Below are 17,343 nucleotides of genomic sequence, written 5' to 3'. Positions count from 1 at the left end.
GCCTTTCCTGTTTATATTATTCAACTATTACGAGTTAATTGCTTTCCAGATCATATCTTTCAATGGCAAAATATTCTTACCGGCAACAGACGAAATGAAAATATGGGGAAGTCCTTCAGGAAGTTCCTTTTCCATTTCCCTTTCAAGCTCATCATCAAGCATATCCGATTTTGTGATTGCCAACAACTTGGGTTTATCCGCCAATTCGGGATTATAAGCTGTCAGCTCATTCAGCAAAATACCATACTCCTCGGCTATTGTCCGATCAGTATCAGCTGGCACCATGAATAATAACACTGAATTCCGCTCGATATGTCTTAAGAAGCGGTAACCGAGTCCCCTGCCTTCCGAAGCCCCCTCAATGATCCCAGGAATATCCGCCATTACAAATGAACGGTTATCGCGGTAACTCACCATACCTAGATTGGGTACCAACGTGGTAAATGGATAATTCGCAATTTCAGGTTTTGCAGCCGAAACGACAGACAATAAGGTTGATTTACCAGCATTCGGAAAACCTACCAAACCAACATCAGCGAGTACTTTTAATTCGAGAATCATCCATTGCTCTTTCCCTGGCATTCCAGGTTGTGAAAATCGAGGTGTTTGTTGTGTAGGTGACTTAAAATGCCAGTTACCTAATCCGCCCTTTCCTCCCGGAACCAAGATCTTCGTCTCACCATCTTCGGTAATATCAAATAAAACCTCGCCGGTCTCCGCATCCTTGGCAATGGTACCCAATGGCACCTCCAATATTTCATCACGACCTGTAGCACCAGTCCGTAAAGAACTACCCCCAGATTCACCATTAGAAGCAATGATATGTTTACGATACTTCAGATGGAGCAGTGTCCAGATATTCGTCGTTCCTTTTAGGACGATATGCCCTCCGCGGCCACCATCACCACCATCCGGACCACCCGTCGCTGTGTGCTTGTCACGATGCAAATGAGCCGAACCTGCCCCACCATGTCCTGAACGACAACACACTTTCACATAATCAACAAAATTCGATCCTTGCGCCATTACAATCTATTACAGTCTAAAATGTATTTATTTCAATTAATAATTATCGATAATATCCGTTAGGCTTTTGAAGATTGTATCGATCTCGCCAATACCATCCACCTTGGATAATTTACCTTGTGCTTCGTAATAAGGCAATACATGAATAGTTTTTGTAAAATACTCATCAATGCGTTTCACTAATTTATCAGCATCGTCGTCCGAACGACCAGAAATCTCTTTACGTTTAGCGATGCGCGCTTTTAATTCGTCTTCATTTACATCCAGTGCGATTACAACTGAGATTGACGTATTGATACCTTCCAAAAAAGCATCCAAAGCCTCTGCTTGAGCGACAGTACGTGGAAATCCATCAAAAATAAATCCTTTTGCATCAGGATTCTTTTTCACTTCTTCCTCCAGCATTGCTATCGTAATCGAATCTGGCACTAAATTTCCCTCAGCAATAATCTGGCTTACTTGTTGACCAAGTGGCGTTTGACCTTTAATATGTGCTCTAAAAATATCACCAGTTGAAATATGTATCAATTGATATTTTTCAATAAGCTTAGCAGATTGAGTTCCCTTACCTGCACCCGGAGGGCCAAATATTACAAGGTTTAGCATAGTTTTATTTAAGAAATTAAAACGAGTTAAAAAATAAAAGCCTAATCACAGATGATGACTAGGCTTTTCAGTCGTGCGCTCCAAGGGAGTCGAACCCCTNNACCTTCTGATCCGTAGTCAGATGCTCTATCCAATTGAGCTAGGAGCGCAGTAAACCATTACGTTTAGAACTCTGTCCCATTTGCTTTGGTGACGCAAATATAGTCAGAATTCATTTTTTTACAAACTTTTTTTCAAAAAGAAGTTTCCATATCCCCAATAATCACCGTTCGCATCACTTCCTTTCATTAAAAAAGCCAATCTTAAAGATTGGCTTTTTGTGCACTCCAAGGGAGTCGAACCCCTNNACCTTCTGATCCGTAGTCAGACGCTCTATCCAATTGAGCTAGGAATGCCTCTTTTAATAATACAAAACTGTATATTGTGCGCGCCAAGGGAGTCGAACCCCTAACCTTCTGATCCGTAGTCAGATGCTCTATCCAATTGAGCTAGGTGCGCTGGGCAACCAAAACAGATCCGTATCCTTTTTCCGTTTTGGTGTTGCAAATATCGGTATATTTATGGATTTAGCAAACATTTTCTCTCTTTTTTTAACTTTATGAAACAACATTTCATTTATCTCGTTGATAATATTATATTTAAAATATCAACTTTTTTTTTCAGACACTGACAAATGTTATTATTCATGAGCAAAAGAGAATTAAAACTCAGCAAAATCCGCATTGGAGATATCAGCATCTCTTATTATATCCGTCCCAGCAAATCATACCCTGTCCCTAAAACCGTTTTATTCATCCACGGATTCCCTTTTAACAAGAATACCTGGAAACAACAATTGCTGGATCTTGACGAAGAATATACAGGGATTGCCATCGACGTCAGGGGGCATGGTCTCAGTACAAATGGCCATGGCTTTTTTTCTGTTGATGTGTTTGCCAAAGATCTTGTTGAATTTATCCGCAAGTTGGACCTCAACCATGTTGTACTCTGCGGCATTTCCATGGGGGGGTATATTGCGCTACGCACCTATGAGCTGATCGGTCAACAGTTAGCCGGACTGATTTTATGTGACACCAACTCCCTTGCTGACGACAATAAAACCAAACAAAAACGTTTTGATTCTATACAGGCATTGCTTAAATACGGCAGGCGGCCATTTGCCATTGGTTTTACTGAAAATGTATTTTACGAAAAAACCATTCGGGAAAACCCAGAGGCTATCGAACTCATCAAGAGCTCTATTCGCAGAAATGAAGTTTCAAGTATATGTGCAACACAACTTGCCCTTGCTTCCCGTACAGATACAACACATTCCCTAAAAACGATTATTATCCCAACATTAGTGGTCAAAGGCAAGTATGACAAGTTAATGAGTGAGGAACAGACAAATATCCTTATTGAAAACATTCCTGATGTTAGATTCCTGGAGTTTAAAGAATCAGGGCATTTACCAAATCTCGAAGAACCTGAAAAATTCAATAGGGTATTGAATGAATTTTTAGCCACTGTATAGTACTGAAATTTCAACGATCAAGGGAATATTTATTGAAATAAAAAAAGCCACGTTAGTGGCTTATTTCTTTTTTCATTGAGATTTCATCCTATAATACATTAGAACGAAAAATCATCTTTTGAGCGACTATCAGCTTCTTCAGCATACGCATCGTCAAAGTTAGGCTCATAACGTTTTTCGATTACCTCCTGGTTAGACTTAATGTAATTTACAACATCTGTCAAACCTTCCGCAAACTTCTCAAAATCTTCTTTGTATAAGAAAATCTTATGCTTAATAAACTGTCCATCCTCAAAGCGCTTCTTGCTTTCTGTGATAGTAATGTAGTAATCGTTCGATCGAGTTGCTTTTACATCAAAAAAATAAGTTCGCTTACCTGCTCTCACCTTTTTTGAAAAAACCTCTTCACGCTCTTTGTTTTCAAAATCTCCCATTGGTTGTTATTTAAGTTTAAAGTAATCTTAATCTTTGATAAATATATAATAATTCATTTTAATACACCAAATAATATTAAAAAAAAAGACAATAAACAGCAAAAATGATATATTCATTCAACCGACATTGGATAAAAATCAAACAACAAGATTTTTTACCGACGAAATCAGTACATTTACCGAAAATATAAGTTGTATTACCTAAAGCGAATATGTATAGTTTATTTGTGCCTCTATCTTTGAGTCATAAATAGTAAAAACATTATGGAAAAAGAACCTATCATACCAAACAGCAATAACAGCCGCAATATCGTGGGCGCCATTGTCATCATCGTAGGTATATTCTTATTATTGAATAACCTGAATTTAGGAGACTGGTTTCCGGACTGGTTATTTAGTTGGCCTACAATATTAATCATTATAGGCTTAGTGATTGGCGTAAACTCCCAATTTCAGAAAAAATCAGCGATTATCCTTTTGATTATTGGCGGCGCCAGTCTGATTTCCCGAATGATGCGCACGGATTTTGGTTCAGTAACCGTCCCTATTATCATCATTTCGCTCGGGATTTATTTTATCATGAGTAAGCGGAAGCCACCAATGGTTCCGCCGGCTTACCCTCATCCCCCGCAAAACCCCTACGATTGGGATAAACGCGTCAATAGTCCAACAGATACTCCGTCGGACGCCACAGCACCCGATGCGGACGCAAAACCTTTTAACGAACAATATGGACCAAGCCAACAAGCCTCGCCTAACGCGCAGGCTTTTGGCAACAAAGAGGACAACTCTTTTCACCAGTCTTTTGAGGACAGCCTTAATCTGAACACGATTTTTGCGGGCCAAAAGAAGGTAATCTATTCCAAACATTTTAGAGGCGGTAATTTGACCAATGTTTTTGGAAGTATCGAATTAGATCTAACGAAAGCAGACATTCAACAAGCAATCGTTATCGACACTTTTCAATTATTTGGTAGTGCACGCATCATTATCCCTCCACATTGGACGGTATTCAGCAATGTGGCCTCTATCTTAGGGTCGGTTGACGACAGAAGATTTCAGACGATCTACAACCCTGACACAGATAAAAAGATTTATATCACTGGCACATGTATTCTGGGCAATTTAACGATAAAAAATGCTTAAATAGATGAAAAATAAGTTATCTCTAAGCATCAAAAGTCGATTAATAGGCATTATTTGTATATCCGTATTTATCGGATATCTTGCGTTACAATACTTATTAATGCTGCGTTCTGGTTTTGACTCTCAATTAGCATTTAAAGATTCGCTGATCAATAGTGGCGTGATGATGTTTTGCTGTTACGGCATGTCCTCAGCTTTGAATTTCTATACACCGCAACCGCGGGAAATATGGAAAGTGTTGATTATAGGGCTAATTATGGCTGCCATTAGCACTGGGTTAAGCCGTTTTTTAATGAACTATTTTATCCAGCCCAACTTTATTACATTGCTGGATTTGACACTACCGTTTCGGGGTATCGTTAACTTCCTTATCCTTACTTCTGTTGCTATTATCAATATTGTATGGAATATTCAGGAAGATAACATCAATAATATCAAACGGAAACAAGAGTCCGAAAATCTGCTTCGCGAAGCAGAACTCTATAATTTGCGGCAACAGCTGCAGCCACACTTTCTATTTAACAGCTTGAATTCGATCATCGCCCTCATTGGGGCAAATCCGGATGAAGCGCGTAACATGACATTTCAACTATCTGATTTTTTAAGAGGCACATTGCGAAAGGAAAACAATCAGGTTATCACACTGGAGGAAGAGTTAGACCATCTGCAACTTTATCTTGACATTGAAAAAGTACGCTTCGGTCATCGCTTAAATACCTCCATTTCCTCCTCCGAGGAAATATTTACCACTAAATTGCCAGCAATGATCATCCAGCCTTTGGTGGAAAATGCCATAAAGCATGGATTGTACAATATAACAGATCAAGTCGAAATACAAATTAAATGTATCTCAAACGAAGGTCAACTTCTTATCCAGATCACGAATCCATTTGATGTAGAAGAACAATCTAAACCAAAAAAAGGAACCGGATTCGGGCTCTCCAGTATTCAACGTAGATTATACCTGCTTTATGGTAGAAATGATCTTCTTGAGACTCAGATTCAGGACAATATATTTACTAGCACCCTAAAAATACCTCAATATGATTAAAGTCGTTATCATTGATGATGAACCACTGGCACGCTCTATTATAGCGGGCTATCTAAAAACCGAAACCGATATTAGCGTCATGGCCGAGTGTGGTGATGGCTTCGAAGGCGTTAAAGCAATCCAGATACACGAACCCGATCTGGTGTTTCTGGATGTCCAAATGCCTAAATTGACCGGTTTTGAAATGCTCGAACTGGTAGACAATCCTCCTGCCATTATTTTTACAACAGCATTTGATGAGTATGCCTTAAAAGCTTTTGAGAAGAATGCCTTGGATTATCTATTAAAACCGGTATCCCCCATGCGTTTCAAAAAAGCACTGGAAAAGTTTAGGTCCAGCTATTCCGCCCCTGAGAAAAAGGTACAACCCAACTATGAGGTGCTGTCGGCTCAAGACGAAACAAAGATCGACCGTATCGTTGTAAAAACTGGTACACAGATCAAGATTATCCCTATCGACACCGTTAAATATCTGGAGTCTTATGACGACTATGTAAAGATTCATACCAAAGATGGGATGTACCTCAAAAACAAAACCATGGCATTTTTTGAAAAATCCTTGGATCCTAATCAATTTGTACGTATTCATCGATCGTTTATCATCAAAGTAGATCAACTAGCTAAATTGGAACCCTATGAAAAAGACTCTTATATCGCGGCATTGGTATCTGGAGAAAAGCTCAATATCAGTAAATCAGGCTATGCCCGACTAAAACAATTGATTGGAATTTAAACATTCCGTAGATTTGTGCCTAACAATGATTATGAAACATTTTTATACTACAATATTGTTGGGCATCACGTCTTACTCCTTTGCCCAGACAAATCAAGCAGAACAAGTCAACAAAGGGGTGTATAATAAATTGGAATTTTTCATCAATTCCCAGATGACAGACTCTGCCTATAATCTTGCGAGTGATTCCTATAAACAACAATATAGCCTTCCAAAATTCACACAGATGTTAACGCAGATCTACCCCTTGGGAAGGGTAAAAAGTTCTGAAATCATCCGTTTTGAAAAAGGTGCAGCAACCTATCGTTTAGATTTTGATAGCCAGACTTATCAGGTATTATTTGCTACAGACTCAACGCTAAAATTTAACACCTTACATTTCAGCCAACTGAACAAACCTGCTGCCGACACAACTATTCATGAACAACCGATCGAGAAAGCCATCATATCAAAAGCCGTTGACAAAGATGACTTTTTCATCGATTCCGTTGCAAATTCTTACCTCAAGCAACAAAACACACAGTCCCTCGCAATAGGTATTATCAAAAATGGACAGGCCAAGAGCTATTTTTATGGCGAGACAGCACAGGGTAACCAGACATTACCAACAAAGGCTTCACTTTACGAAATCGGCTCGCTCACTAAAGTCTTTACCGCGATCTTATTGTCAAATCTCGTGGAGGAGGGAACAATAACATTGGATCAGCCCATATCCTTATTTCTTCCGGATACACTCAAAAAAAATCAAGACTTGGCTAAAATAACCTTTCAGATGCTGGCCAATCATACATCCGGATTCCCCCGACTTCCGGACAACTTTGAAAAAGTAAAGGGCTACAGTGAAACTGACCCATACAAAGGATACGATAAAAAAGCACTCTATAGCTATTTATCCAGCTTCAAAAATCAGAAAGAACCAGGACAGGAGTACGAGTACAGCAATTTGGGTTATGCAATACTGGGTGATATCATCTGTGATATCTATAAAAAGCCATACGACCAAATTGTCCGTGATATCATCTGCAAACCGCTCGAAATGAACAATACCTTCCAAGCATTAGACCCTAAGAGAAAGGATACTTTTAAAGTATACAACAAAGAAGGACGTGAAGTAAATTCTTGGTCTTTCGACTCCTTCGCTGCGGCCGGCGGACTAAAATCGACCGTGGAAGATCTACTTAAATTTGCTAATGCACAGTTTAAAATGCCACAGAGCCCGTTGGAGAATGCGATGGCGAATACCAAATTATTTACCTTCTTTCTTCCGCCAGATACGGATTTGGGATTGGCCTGGCACATGAACCTCCTCGATGATCTTACTTTTTATTGGCACAATGGCGGGACTGCAGGAAGCAGTTCTTATCTAGCCTTATCCCCAGATAAAAAAAGTGCCGTAGTCGTACTGGCAAATGCAGCAATTGCTGTCGACGACCAAGGAAAAAGTATTTTGGACTACTTGTTACATTCGAAATAAAAGCAAGGCATGTATATATCTAAGCTATATCGAAACAACGGTATAGCTTTTTTTGTTGTAATAAAAAACGATTAACTTTGACTAACACCGGGACACATCCGGTCGTTTTAATTTTATTTGCAACAGCTTTTACATGAAGATATTTATTACAAAAAAAATTCCACAAAAAGGTATAGATCTATTAAGAGCTTCCGGACATGAAGTCACTGTACACGAATCAATCAATCCACTCTCCCCTGCCGAACTCATTCAAGCCGGACAACAGGCGGACTACGTGCTGAATGGTGGCATGCAAAAGTTCGATGCGGATTTTTTCAAAAGCTGTGCTAATCTTAAAGCACTATCCCTAATGAGTGTTGGATATGATAACGTTGATATTTCCGCAGCAACCCAATACGGCATACCAGTCAGCAACACTCCGGGTGTGCTTTCTGGAGCAACAGCTGATGTTGCCTTCCTATTGATGCTAGCTGTTTCTAGAAAAGCCTTTTTTAATCATAAACAGATTCTTCAGGGACAATGGAAAGGTTTTGACCCAACTGCTCATTTAGGCATTGAACTCAACAACAAAACATTAGGAATCTATGGCTTGGGACGGATCGGTTTTGAATTTGCACGAAAAGCAAGAGCCGCCTATAACATGGAAATCATCTATTATAACCGTGGGCGCAATTTGGAAGCCGAACAAACCCTAGGCGCTAGATATGTCAATTTTGATAACCTGTTAACTCAAAGTGACGTCCTTTCCATTCATGCCGCACTTACTGCGGAGACAGCCAATAGATTCAATCAGGATACATTTAAACGCATGAAAAATACGTCGATCCTGATCAATACGGCACGCGGGGGATTAGTGAAACAAGAAGATTTAGCGAAAGCGCTGCGTGAAGGAGAATTATGGGGAGCTGGGCTTGATGTGACAAACCCCGAACCAATGACACCTGACGACCCTCTATTGAATCTTGAAAATGTCTGTATTCTCCCGCATATTGGATCTGCAACAGTGGAAACCAGGGACAACATGGCTTTAATGGCGGCAAGCAATTTATTAGCAGCGATCAAAGGTGAAAAGATGCCTCAAACGATCAATCCCGAAGTATACCCATGACACGTCAATTTTTTCAGTTCCTAAATAAGCTAAATAAAGCGATACTCCCCAAATATGGGAGAAAAGACCCCTTGAAACTAAAAAAGTACCAGCAGGCCATATTAGCCTACCGGTACTTTATTCTTATCCGGGCTTTGAAAGAAGATTAAGCATCTGTTTTGACCGGACCCTTTGGATCATTTGTGTTCGAGACGATGCTAATCTGTGCCGGATTGGGTGCTACACTAATGTCATTGCGTTCCAGTTCAAGCATAATTTTTTCTTGCATGGAATTGCGTGCTGGCCAATAATGCTCACGCTTTGTCCATGCTCTTACCGTCAACACAATGGAATTCGTTCCCAATTCTTTAACAAATACCGTAGGTTCAGGTGCATTCAGCACAGTTTCATTAGAACGCAGCACCCTGAGTATAATGTCCTTTGCGTCCTTCACATTCTTATCGTATGATATGCTCACGGTGTATTCAAACATCCGTTGAACGATTTTTGTGTAGTTCTTGATCACTGAATTGGCTAATGGGCCATTCGGGCTGAAGATTCTTACACCATCATCACCGATCAATGTTGAGTATAAAATATCAATTCGCTCTACTGTCCCTGAAGTACCATTGGCGCTTGATATATAATCTCCGACTTCAAACGGTCTAAACATTAAAATCAATACCCCGCCCGCAAAATTACTTAGACTCCCTTGAAGTGCCATACCAACGGCCAAACCGAAGGCAGACAAGGCCGCAATAAATGAAGTTGTCTGTATACCAATTTGACTGGCCACGGTCAACATTAACATCACCCACATAACGATCTTTACAATGCTGGAGATAAATGCCCGGATTGATGGATCGACATTCCTCTTCTCAAAACGCTTATGCAATAACCGATTGACTAAGTCAATAACGTATTTACCAATAATTAATAAAATAACACCACCAATAATACCTGGTATTGAATCGATAACAATATCAGTCAATCGCTCGAACCTAGTCCCTAGGCTATTTAAATTACTTTCCATATGTTTTTTATATTTCCACACTTTTTGAAACAAGGATCATTCCAACATCTACATTTGACACGCAAAATTTCAAATCGTTGAAAAATACCACAAAACAACAAATAAACACCACGATAAAAAGGATATTTAAGCTAACTTTGTATTATGAATAGAAAAAACACCATTCCTATTATAGATAGCTGTAGTCTTGACCTCAACAATAAAACAACTATCCATATTGATGATTTAAGTAAATATGTCATTAAACACGATAATATGGTGTTTCCTCACAAGCATAATTTTTTTCATTTTGTATTATTTACGAAAGGTTCAGGTAGTCATATTATTGATTTCAATCACTATAAAGTCCAACCTTTTCAGATTTATTTTATGGTCCCCGGTCAAGTACATACCTGGAATTTTGCAGGTGATGAAGAAGGTTATGTGGTCAATTTTTCGACAGACTATTTCCAATCCTTTTTGTTACGTACGGACTATCTAGAGCGTTTCAGTTTCTTACAGGGTAAAATTGAACATTTAATTTTTGAATTGGAGGAGTCTTGCCGTGCTCAGGCGACGAATATCCTTGATGAAATTCTGGCAGCCAAGTCCACAGGTCTATCTGAAGACTATATTCGTACGCTGTTGCTCCAATTTTTATTGTATATTTCTATATGTTCGGAAAAAGAACAAAAAGAAGGCAGCAATCCTTATAATCATAAAATATTCAATAGCTTTCAACAATTGGTGGAGCAACAGTTTAAATCTACCAAATTACCGAGTATATATGCCGATCAACTTTTTATCACAGCCAATCACCTGAATGCGATCTGTAAATCCTATATCGGTCAGTCCGCGGGTGAGATCATCCGCAACCGGATCGTCCTTGAAGCAAAACGTCTGTTGATCAATAAAAATTTAAATATTACTGAAATTGCAAATGAACTGCAGTTTAAAGACAACTCTTATTTTACCAAATTTTTTAAAAAATCAACTGATCTCACACCTGAAGAGTTCAGAAAACAATTATAACTATGGAAGAAGTTAAATACGAATTATCCGAATTCAAAGCAGCATGGCAGGCAAAATGTCCAAGATGTAGAGTCGGTCATGTATACAAAGGTCCGGCCTACGGTTTAAAAGTGCAAAAAATGAATAGCCACTGCGAATACTGTGGTCTTCGTTACGAGCGTGAGCCAGGCTATTTTTATGGAGCAATGTACGTAACCTATGCATTCGCAATTGCCGAGATGGTAACGGCTTGTATGGCAACTTACATTCTTACGGGAAATGATTCATCGTTTGTACTGTATGCAACAGTTGCCATATTAAGTGTGGTCTTGATGTCACCATTCAATTACCGTTATTCACGTGTCATTTTGATGTATTGGCTGACGCCGGGATTACGTTATGATCCGAATGTCAAAAAGAAAGAAGTTGGTGTAAAGGCTTCTACATAAACGTCATTATACCTACCTTTATACGGATGAAGGATACCATATATTTGGACAACAATGCAACCACCCGGATTTTGGATGAGGTATGGCAGGAAATGACACCCTATTTCATCCAAAATTATGCCAATGCATCCAGCGTCTACCATCAGATGGGAAGGGCAGCAAATGCTGCTGTCCAGCAGGCCAGATCGCAAGTTGCCGAGGCTTTACACTGTAGTCCGAAGGATATTTTCTTTAATTCCGGAGCGACAGAAAGTATCAATACGGTACTACGGGGGGTATTTGACAAATATCAGTCGCGGGGGAATCACATCATAACAGCAGCTACAGAACATAAAGCGGTGCTGAGCTGTTGTGAGCAGTTGAAAAAGCAAGGCGGGAAAATCACTTATCTCCCTGTCGACAGGCAGGGTCATATCTCCTTAGCTGATCTTAAAAATGCGATTACTCCCAAGACCATACTGATCTGCCTGATGGCTGCCAACAATGAGACAGGTGTACTATCTGAGCTTGAAGAGATAGCTGCTATCTGCGCTAAAGAGGACATTCTATTTTTTTGCGATGCCACACAGTCAATCGGAAAAATTACGATTGATCTGCAGCAGCTCCCCGTCGATCTCTTATGTTTAAGTGCACATAAAATGCACGGTCCTAAAGGAGCAGGTGCGTTATATATCCGGCGTAAATCAAAACCCATTCAGCTTACGCCTTTAGTTTTGGGGGGTGGTCAAGAAAATGGCTTCCGTGGCGGTACCTACAATGTTCCTGCTATCGTCGGGCTTGGAAAAGCGATTTCCAAACTAAGCCCAAAAGCCTATGAGCCTGTTGAGGCGTATCGAGACCTGCTGGAGACCGAACTTGCAAAGATTCCTGAAATTATAATACATGGACAACAGACCCTCCGTCTGCCTACAACAAGTTATATTAGTTTCAAACATATACTTGCCAGCGAAATTATGACTGCCTGTCCTACATTGGCCTTATCATCCGGTTCTGCCTGTGTCACGGGATCAAGGGAACCGTCCCATGTTTTGCTTGCCATGGGTGTATCCAAAGAAGACGCGCTTTCGGCCATTAGATTTAGTTTAAGTGTTCTAACCACCCGTGAAGAAGTGCTGCAATGCGCACAATTGATTACAGCAGCGGTGCAAAAAATAAGGGATCAATCTCCCATATGGCAACTTTACAAGGCGGGTTTGCTCAGTTAATTTATGACATTCTAAAAACTTAAGCGCAGGCAAAATATAGCAGGATTGTATGTATCTTTGTAGTAGACAAAGATACAACTATGATTACAGTTACTGATAAAGCAAAAACTCGTATCGAGGAAATCATGAAGGATGAGCAATATGACGGCAACTACTTTGTGCGTGTTGCTGTAGAGAGTGGCGGTTGTTCAGGCTTAAGCTATAAACTGAATTTCGATAATGAGGAGAAGAAGGGGGATCAGTTTTTCGAAGATAAAGGAGTGAAAATCTGTTTGGATATTAAATCATTCCTCTATCTGGCAGGAACAGAACTTGATTACTCCGATGGGTTGGACGGCAAAGGATTTGAATTTCATAATCCCAATGCAAGCCGGACATGCGCTTGCGGTGAAAGTTTCTCTGTATAGGGAACCCCATTTAAATAGAACAAAATTAGCCCTGAAAAATAATTTCAGGGCTTTTTTATTGGCCCCACCAGGATTAGTTCTGCTGTCAAATTAATAGTTTTATAATTAAATATTGACCAATCCCTACTTTCTTATAAAATTTATATTATTTCAACATTTTAATGGATAAATATCAAAAATAGTAACAAAACATATAAACAAATGATATTTTCATATTTTTGTATCAAATAACTGAAAAAGAAAAAATGATGCGATGTACAATGATCCGTACATGGCTTTTCAATTGACTCATATGGAGGGAAGAAAACTTTTAAATACCGAGGTTGCTATCAGCTTCGTTAAAGATACATTTGTCCAAGAATTAAAGAACAAATTAAATCTGATTCCAATTTCGTCACCGCTAGTGGTTCTGGATGGTACAGGTTTAAACGATGATCTGAATGGCATCGAGCGTCCAGTTTCTTTTCCGATCAAATCTTTAAATGAAAAAAGAGCTGTCGTTGTTCATTCATTGGCAAAATGGAAGAGAGTCCGCTTAAAAGAGCTTGAAATGTTACCTGGTGAAGGTATTGTCACCGACATGAAAGCCCTTCGTCCAGATGAAGATTACACGCCTATACATTCCATTTATGTGGATCAATGGGACTGGGAAAAAGTGATCGCCAAAGATCAGCGTAATTTGGATTTGCTGAAAGCTACCGTACTCAGCATCTACGAATCACTTCGATTTACAGAATTACAGGTGGAGCGCAAATACCCACAGATAAAAGCGATTCTTCCGGACACCATTACATTTATCTCCTCCGAAGAATTACTACAAAGATATCCTAATTTAAGTGCCAAAGAACGGGAAAATGCAATCACAAAAGAATATGGCGCGGTATTCTTATATGGCATCGGCGGCGCACTGAGTAATGGTGTGGCACATGATGGCAGAGCAGCAGATTATGATGATTGGAGTACAGCGAATGATGCTGGTTATCTGGGTTTAAATGGCGATATCCTCGTGTGGAATCCTATTCTAAATTCTGCATTCGAGCTTTCTTCGATGGGAATCCGTGTCGACAAAAAAGCGTTAGCCCATCAGATGGAAATCAGAAACTGCAGCGAAAAGTCCAAACTGACATTTCACAGTATGCTACTTAACGATGAATTGCCTGAATCGATGGGCGGCGGTATCGGTCAATCACGCGTATGCATGTTTATGCTAAAAAAACAACATATCGGTGAAGTACAGGTCAGTATCTGGGAAGAAGATAAAAAACAGGCTTTACGCGAACAAGGTATCGATATACTCTAAATTAATACATCTTAAGTATCGTTATTTGTAGACTGTTAACAATATTTGTTTACACGAGAGCCTGCGAAATAGACGAAAAAGGTAATCCAGCTAAGGGGGTTACCTTTTCGTTTTAATTCGTACTTTTGTGCCATGCAGCTAGAAGCTATATTAAACAAATTAAGTATTTCATCCCTGAATGAAATGCAACAAAAGGTATTGGACGCCTATAAACAAGATAAAGATCTCATCCTACTCTCCCCTACGGGGTCAGGAAAAACATTGGCCTTTTCATTATTAATACTACAACAGCTAAAAGATATTGCCCGTGAAGTACAGGTTTTGGTTTTAGTGCCTACCCGTGAGCTTGCCTTACAGATTGAACAGGTGATCCGAAAACTATCATCCGGATACAAAGTAACCTGCGCCTATGGCGGACATAGTACCCGGATCGAAAAAAATGCTTTCAAAGATGCGCCATCTATTCTCATCGGTACCCCCGGTCGAATAAAACAGCATCTTGAAGAAGGAAATTTTGATCCGACACAGATCCATACCCTAATACTGGATGAATTTGACAAGTCACTGGAACTTGGATTTCATCAGCAAATGGATTTTATCATTCGGCATATGCCCAAAATTAAGTCGCGCGTATTGACATCTGCGACAACAATGGAAACGATTCCGGCCTTTACACAGATTCAGGATCCCATTACTGTCGATTTCCTGAAAAATGCAAACAATATCCCACGGATCACAATAAAAAAAGTAGTCGCGACCAGCCAAAAGAAACTCGAAGCACTATTAAAACTTATCTGCAAGATCGGCACAAAAAAAATGATTATTTTTTGCAACCACCGCGATGCTGTAGAGCATATCAGTGAATTATTGGACAATCGCAATATTATTCATGACATTTTTCATGGCGGCTTGGAGCAGCAGGACAGAGAACTGGCGCTGCTAAAATTCAGAAACCACTCCAACAATGTCCTGATTACAACAGACCTTGCTGCCCGGGGACTGGATATTCCCGAGGTAGACGCCATCATTCATTATCAACTTCCGCACAAGGAAGATGACTTTACCCATCGCAACGGAAGGACTGCACGTATGCAGGCCAAAGGTGATGTGTATGTGATATTAAAACCCGAAGAAAATTATCCCTATATTTCCGCTGATACAGCTGAAGAAGAATTCCCTGATTTTTATGATCTACCCGAAAACTCTCCTTTTGCGACACTTTATGTCAGCGCGGGAAGGAAGGACAAAATCAACAAAATTGACATCGTTGGCTTTCTGCTGAATCTGGGCGGAATCGAAAAAGACGATATTGGCATTATCGAAGTCAAAGACAAAGTCGCCTATATTGCGGTTAAACGCAAACTTGCTTTAACGATCATTAATGCCGCAAACGGACAAAAGGTCAAAGGTCGAAAAGTGAAAGTTGGGAGAACTTAGAAAGCATAACGACGTGTATCTGGGTATAAAAAAAGAGGTTTGCCGGCAAACCTCTTTTTTTATTTCTAACACGCTAAGCTTTAATTGATCAATCGAGATCTTTTAAATAGCCCAGATAACGTTGTACAGCTTCCCGTTTTCTATCCGTTAGGTGAAAATCAAGATGTGCCGTCAAATATTTTGTATAGTCAAATCCTTCAAATTCAGGAAGTCCTTTAATAACATCTGTTGCATGCGCTACGCCATAAGCGAGCGCATCATTGAAATCTTTCACAAAAGATTCGGGCAATTTTTTGTTACTTACCCACAGGGCGAATGCGAAAGGTAATCCAGTAAAATCAAACCATTCTTTGCCCAGATCATAAACATAGGGTACTGTATTTTTTTTTCCAAAGGTGCGATCACCGATCAGAACATAAGCATCGGGCTCCACCTCATCGTCTGTAATTAACTGAACATCTCTTTTCCAGTAATTCTTTAACAGCACGCGGGCAAGACCGTTTGATGTACGCGATTGCTTATCCAGTCTGAGCGTGTCTATCGCTGTAATGGGTTTATTAGAAAAAATAAACACCGAATCCACAGCTCCCTCGGTTCCGATACAAAAATCCGTATTGATGTAATATTCAGGGAGACTTAATAGTGCGGCAGTAGGAATAATTCCCATATCTGCCTCGTCATCTATTACTTTTTGTGCGCAGGCACTCGGATAATCGACACTGAGATCAATCTGATCCATAACCTTTGATTTACGTATTCCGTTCAAAAACGGATAAGTGTTTGTGTAAGATACGGCTGAAACTCTAATTTTATTCATTCATTAATGCTTCTAAGTGATCTGTATTGTAATGATCTATAATTTCAAATTGACCATTATCGTACAGCAATTTATATAAAGCAGTATTTGTATGTGGAAAATCATCCATATATCGGGCATCAATACCTGTCATCAGGCAAAGCATAATACGCAGCGCACGACCATGCATGCAAACAAGGATATTTTTTTCATTTGTCTGAGCTAACATATGATCCAGTGCAACTTGCTGACGTTGCATCAACGCTTGCGGAGACTCTCCATTTTCAATACTGACATCCAATTCTCCGTTGCGCCATGCAGCAACCAATTGTTCAAAGCCAGACAGTAATTCGGGCGTTTGCTCCTTTCCTTCATAGATTCCCCAGCTAATCTCGTCGAGTCCAACAAGTTGTTCCCAGGGTAAATTCTGGTCGATGAACCCTTTTACGGTCTGATGGGTACGCAATAATGTAGACGTATATACTTTGTCAAAAGGCACTGTATTGTACCGTTCAAAGAAAGCCTGAGCCTGGGCCATGCCTGTTTCATTTAATGGGGAATTAACTCCTCTTCCTTGCACAATGCCTTTTAAATTTAGATCAGTCTGTCCGTGTCGTATAAAATAAAATGTCTTTTTCAAAATGAGTATAATCTAA

The 17,343-nt window shown here is 39.7% G+C and carries 18 protein-coding genes and 3 tRNA genes; 12 read left to right on the top strand and 9 right to left on the bottom strand.

Annotation, left to right across the window (positions count from 1 at the left end; all coding sequences use genetic code 11):
• Positions 1-27: 27 nt before the first annotated feature.
• The 5 genes from obgE to B4A24_RS03485 all read right to left on the bottom strand — a co-directional run bounded on the left by obgE (position 28) and on the right by B4A24_RS03485 (position 2,130).
• A complete protein-coding gene (gene obgE, locus B4A24_RS03505; RefSeq protein WP_293942652.1) occupies positions 28-1,026 on the bottom strand; it encodes a GTPase ObgE in 999 nt (332 codons plus the stop codon).
• Positions 1,027-1,062: 36 nt separating this feature from the next.
• On the bottom strand, positions 1,063-1,632 hold the full coding sequence (locus B4A24_RS03500; protein WP_104382693.1) for an adenylate kinase: 570 nt from the start codon (positions 1,630-1,632) through the stop codon (positions 1,063-1,065).
• A gap of 74 nt (positions 1,633-1,706) precedes the next feature.
• Positions 1,707-1,781 (bottom strand) — tRNA-Arg (locus B4A24_RS03495).
• 171 nt (positions 1,782-1,952) lie between these two features.
• A tRNA-Arg gene (locus tag B4A24_RS03490) sits at positions 1,953-2,027 on the bottom strand.
• Between the two features lie 29 nt (positions 2,028-2,056).
• Positions 2,057-2,130: transfer RNA gene (locus B4A24_RS03485), tRNA-Arg, on the bottom strand.
• 187 nt (positions 2,131-2,317) lie between these two features.
• Between B4A24_RS03485 and B4A24_RS03480 the strand changes: the two genes are divergently transcribed.
• Positions 2,318-3,145, top strand: coding sequence for an alpha/beta fold hydrolase (locus tag B4A24_RS03480; RefSeq protein WP_293942649.1), 828 nt, complete (start codon positions 2,318-2,320; stop codon positions 3,143-3,145).
• A gap of 98 nt (positions 3,146-3,243) precedes the next feature.
• On the opposite strand, the gene B4A24_RS03475 is transcribed toward B4A24_RS03480, so the two are convergent.
• Entirely contained in the window at positions 3,244-3,579 is a 336-nt protein-coding gene (locus tag B4A24_RS03475; RefSeq protein WP_104382695.1) for a DUF3276 family protein, read from the bottom strand.
• A gap of 264 nt (positions 3,580-3,843) precedes the next feature.
• Here B4A24_RS03475 and B4A24_RS03470 point away from each other — a divergent pair, with 264 nt between their 5' ends.
• The 5 genes from B4A24_RS03470 to B4A24_RS03450 all read left to right on the top strand — a co-directional run bounded on the left by B4A24_RS03470 (position 3,844) and on the right by B4A24_RS03450 (position 9,091).
• Positions 3,844-4,725 carry a LiaF transmembrane domain-containing protein gene (locus B4A24_RS03470; RefSeq protein WP_293942647.1) on the top strand — a complete coding sequence of 294 codons (882 nt, stop codon included), beginning with the start codon at positions 3,844-3,846 and terminating at the stop codon, positions 4,723-4,725.
• Positions 4,726-4,729: 4 nt separating this feature from the next.
• A complete protein-coding gene (locus B4A24_RS03465) occupies positions 4,730-5,776 on the top strand; it encodes a sensor histidine kinase (RefSeq protein ID WP_293942645.1) in 1,047 nt (348 codons plus the stop codon).
• On the top strand, positions 5,769-6,509 hold the full coding sequence (locus B4A24_RS03460) for a LytR/AlgR family response regulator transcription factor (RefSeq protein ID WP_293942643.1): 741 nt from the start codon (positions 5,769-5,771) through the stop codon (positions 6,507-6,509). Before B4A24_RS03465 ends, B4A24_RS03460 begins: the two co-directional genes overlap by 8 nt.
• A 31-nt stretch (positions 6,510-6,540) precedes the next feature.
• Positions 6,541-7,983, top strand: coding sequence for a serine hydrolase domain-containing protein (locus B4A24_RS03455; protein WP_293942641.1), 1,443 nt, complete (start codon positions 6,541-6,543; stop codon positions 7,981-7,983).
• Positions 7,984-8,116: 133 nt separating this feature from the next.
• The gene (locus B4A24_RS03450) at positions 8,117-9,091 is read left to right on the top strand and encodes a 2-hydroxyacid dehydrogenase (protein ID WP_293942639.1); all 975 of its coding nucleotides are present in this window, start codon (positions 8,117-8,119) and stop codon (positions 9,089-9,091) included.
• A gap of 145 nt (positions 9,092-9,236) precedes the next feature.
• Here the strand turns inward: B4A24_RS03450 and B4A24_RS03445 are convergent, their stop codons facing one another.
• On the bottom strand, positions 9,237-10,103 hold the full coding sequence (locus B4A24_RS03445; RefSeq protein WP_293942637.1) for a mechanosensitive ion channel family protein: 867 nt from the start codon (positions 10,101-10,103) through the stop codon (positions 9,237-9,239).
• A 144-nt stretch (positions 10,104-10,247) separates the two neighbouring features.
• Between B4A24_RS03445 and B4A24_RS03440 the strand changes: the two genes are divergently transcribed.
• The 6 genes from B4A24_RS03440 to B4A24_RS03415 all read left to right on the top strand — a co-directional run bounded on the left by B4A24_RS03440 (position 10,248) and on the right by B4A24_RS03415 (position 15,891).
• Positions 10,248-11,114: a helix-turn-helix domain-containing protein gene (locus tag B4A24_RS03440; protein ID WP_293942635.1), complete on the top strand. Its 867-nt coding sequence runs from the start codon at positions 10,248-10,250 to the stop codon at positions 11,112-11,114.
• 2 nt (positions 11,115-11,116) lie between these two features.
• Positions 11,117-11,542: a DUF983 domain-containing protein gene (locus B4A24_RS03435; protein WP_172394651.1), complete on the top strand. Its 426-nt coding sequence runs from the start codon at positions 11,117-11,119 to the stop codon at positions 11,540-11,542.
• 26 nt (positions 11,543-11,568) lie between these two features.
• Positions 11,569-12,747, top strand: a complete 1,179-nt coding sequence (locus B4A24_RS03430; protein WP_293942633.1) for a cysteine desulfurase family protein — start codon at positions 11,569-11,571, stop codon at positions 12,745-12,747.
• An 80-nt stretch (positions 12,748-12,827) separates the two neighbouring features.
• Positions 12,828-13,154 carry a HesB/IscA family protein gene (locus tag B4A24_RS03425; protein WP_104382704.1) on the top strand — a complete coding sequence of 109 codons (327 nt, stop codon included), beginning with the start codon at positions 12,828-12,830 and terminating at the stop codon, positions 13,152-13,154.
• Between the two features lie 292 nt (positions 13,155-13,446).
• Positions 13,447-14,454: an aspartate--ammonia ligase gene (gene asnA, locus B4A24_RS03420; RefSeq protein ID WP_293942630.1), complete on the top strand. Its 1,008-nt coding sequence runs from the start codon at positions 13,447-13,449 to the stop codon at positions 14,452-14,454.
• 132 nt (positions 14,455-14,586) lie between these two features.
• Positions 14,587-15,891 carry a DEAD/DEAH box helicase gene (locus tag B4A24_RS03415; protein ID WP_293942628.1) on the top strand — a complete coding sequence of 435 codons (1,305 nt, stop codon included), beginning with the start codon at positions 14,587-14,589 and terminating at the stop codon, positions 15,889-15,891.
• Positions 15,892-15,979: 88 nt separating this feature from the next.
• Here the strand turns inward: B4A24_RS03415 and B4A24_RS03410 are convergent, their stop codons facing one another.
• Together B4A24_RS03410 and B4A24_RS03405 are read right to left on the bottom strand one after the other, a co-directional pair.
• Entirely contained in the window at positions 15,980-16,708 is a 729-nt protein-coding gene (locus B4A24_RS03410) for a menaquinone biosynthetic enzyme MqnA/MqnD family protein (RefSeq protein ID WP_293942626.1), read from the bottom strand.
• Entirely contained in the window at positions 16,701-17,327 is a 627-nt protein-coding gene (locus B4A24_RS03405; protein WP_172394657.1) for a histidine phosphatase family protein, read from the bottom strand. The genes B4A24_RS03410 and B4A24_RS03405 overlap by 8 nt, the downstream gene beginning before the upstream one ends.
• Positions 17,328-17,343 lie beyond the last annotated feature (16 nt).

The organism is Sphingobacterium sp. UBA7249 (assembly GCF_002472835.1).
Classification (GTDB): Bacteria; Bacteroidota; Bacteroidia; order Sphingobacteriales; family Sphingobacteriaceae; genus Sphingobacterium; species Sphingobacterium prati.
This window is presented reverse-complemented; position numbering and strand designations above follow the sequence as displayed.

What these genes read in the sequence shown, in the direction of transcription:
- obgE (WP_293942652.1), bottom strand. Translation starts at nt 1,026, where the DNA reads ATGGCGCAAGGATCGAATTTTGTTGATTATGTGAAAGTGTGTTGTCGT.
- B4A24_RS03500 (WP_104382693.1), bottom strand. Translation starts at nt 1,632, where the DNA reads ATGCTAAACCTTGTAATATTTGGCCCTCCGGGTGCAGGTAAGGGAACT.
- B4A24_RS03480 (WP_293942649.1), top strand. Translation starts at nt 2,318, where the DNA reads ATGAGCAAAAGAGAATTAAAACTCAGCAAAATCCGCATTGGAGATATC.
- B4A24_RS03475 (WP_104382695.1), bottom strand. Translation starts at nt 3,579, where the DNA reads ATGGGAGATTTTGAAAACAAAGAGCGTGAAGAGGTTTTTTCAAAAAAG.
- B4A24_RS03470 (WP_293942647.1), top strand. Translation starts at nt 3,844, where the DNA reads ATGGAAAAAGAACCTATCATACCAAACAGCAATAACAGCCGCAATATC.
- B4A24_RS03465 (WP_293942645.1), top strand. Translation starts at nt 4,730, where the DNA reads ATGAAAAATAAGTTATCTCTAAGCATCAAAAGTCGATTAATAGGCATT.
- B4A24_RS03460 (WP_293942643.1), top strand. Translation starts at nt 5,769, where the DNA reads ATGATTAAAGTCGTTATCATTGATGATGAACCACTGGCACGCTCTATT.
- B4A24_RS03455 (WP_293942641.1), top strand. Translation starts at nt 6,541, where the DNA reads ATGAAACATTTTTATACTACAATATTGTTGGGCATCACGTCTTACTCC.
- B4A24_RS03450 (WP_293942639.1), top strand. Translation starts at nt 8,117, where the DNA reads ATGAAGATATTTATTACAAAAAAAATTCCACAAAAAGGTATAGATCTA.
- B4A24_RS03445 (WP_293942637.1), bottom strand. Translation starts at nt 10,103, where the DNA reads ATGGAAAGTAATTTAAATAGCCTAGGGACTAGGTTCGAGCGATTGACT.
- B4A24_RS03440 (WP_293942635.1), top strand. Translation starts at nt 10,248, where the DNA reads ATGAATAGAAAAAACACCATTCCTATTATAGATAGCTGTAGTCTTGAC.
- B4A24_RS03435 (WP_172394651.1), top strand. Translation starts at nt 11,117, where the DNA reads ATGGAAGAAGTTAAATACGAATTATCCGAATTCAAAGCAGCATGGCAG.
- B4A24_RS03430 (WP_293942633.1), top strand. Translation starts at nt 11,569, where the DNA reads ATGAAGGATACCATATATTTGGACAACAATGCAACCACCCGGATTTTG.
- B4A24_RS03425 (WP_104382704.1), top strand. Translation starts at nt 12,828, where the DNA reads ATGATTACAGTTACTGATAAAGCAAAAACTCGTATCGAGGAAATCATG.
- asnA (WP_293942630.1), top strand. Translation starts at nt 13,447, where the DNA reads ATGGAGGGAAGAAAACTTTTAAATACCGAGGTTGCTATCAGCTTCGTT.
- B4A24_RS03415 (WP_293942628.1), top strand. Translation starts at nt 14,587, where the DNA reads ATGCAGCTAGAAGCTATATTAAACAAATTAAGTATTTCATCCCTGAAT.
- B4A24_RS03410 (WP_293942626.1), bottom strand. Translation starts at nt 16,708, where the DNA reads ATGAATAAAATTAGAGTTTCAGCCGTATCTTACACAAACACTTATCCG.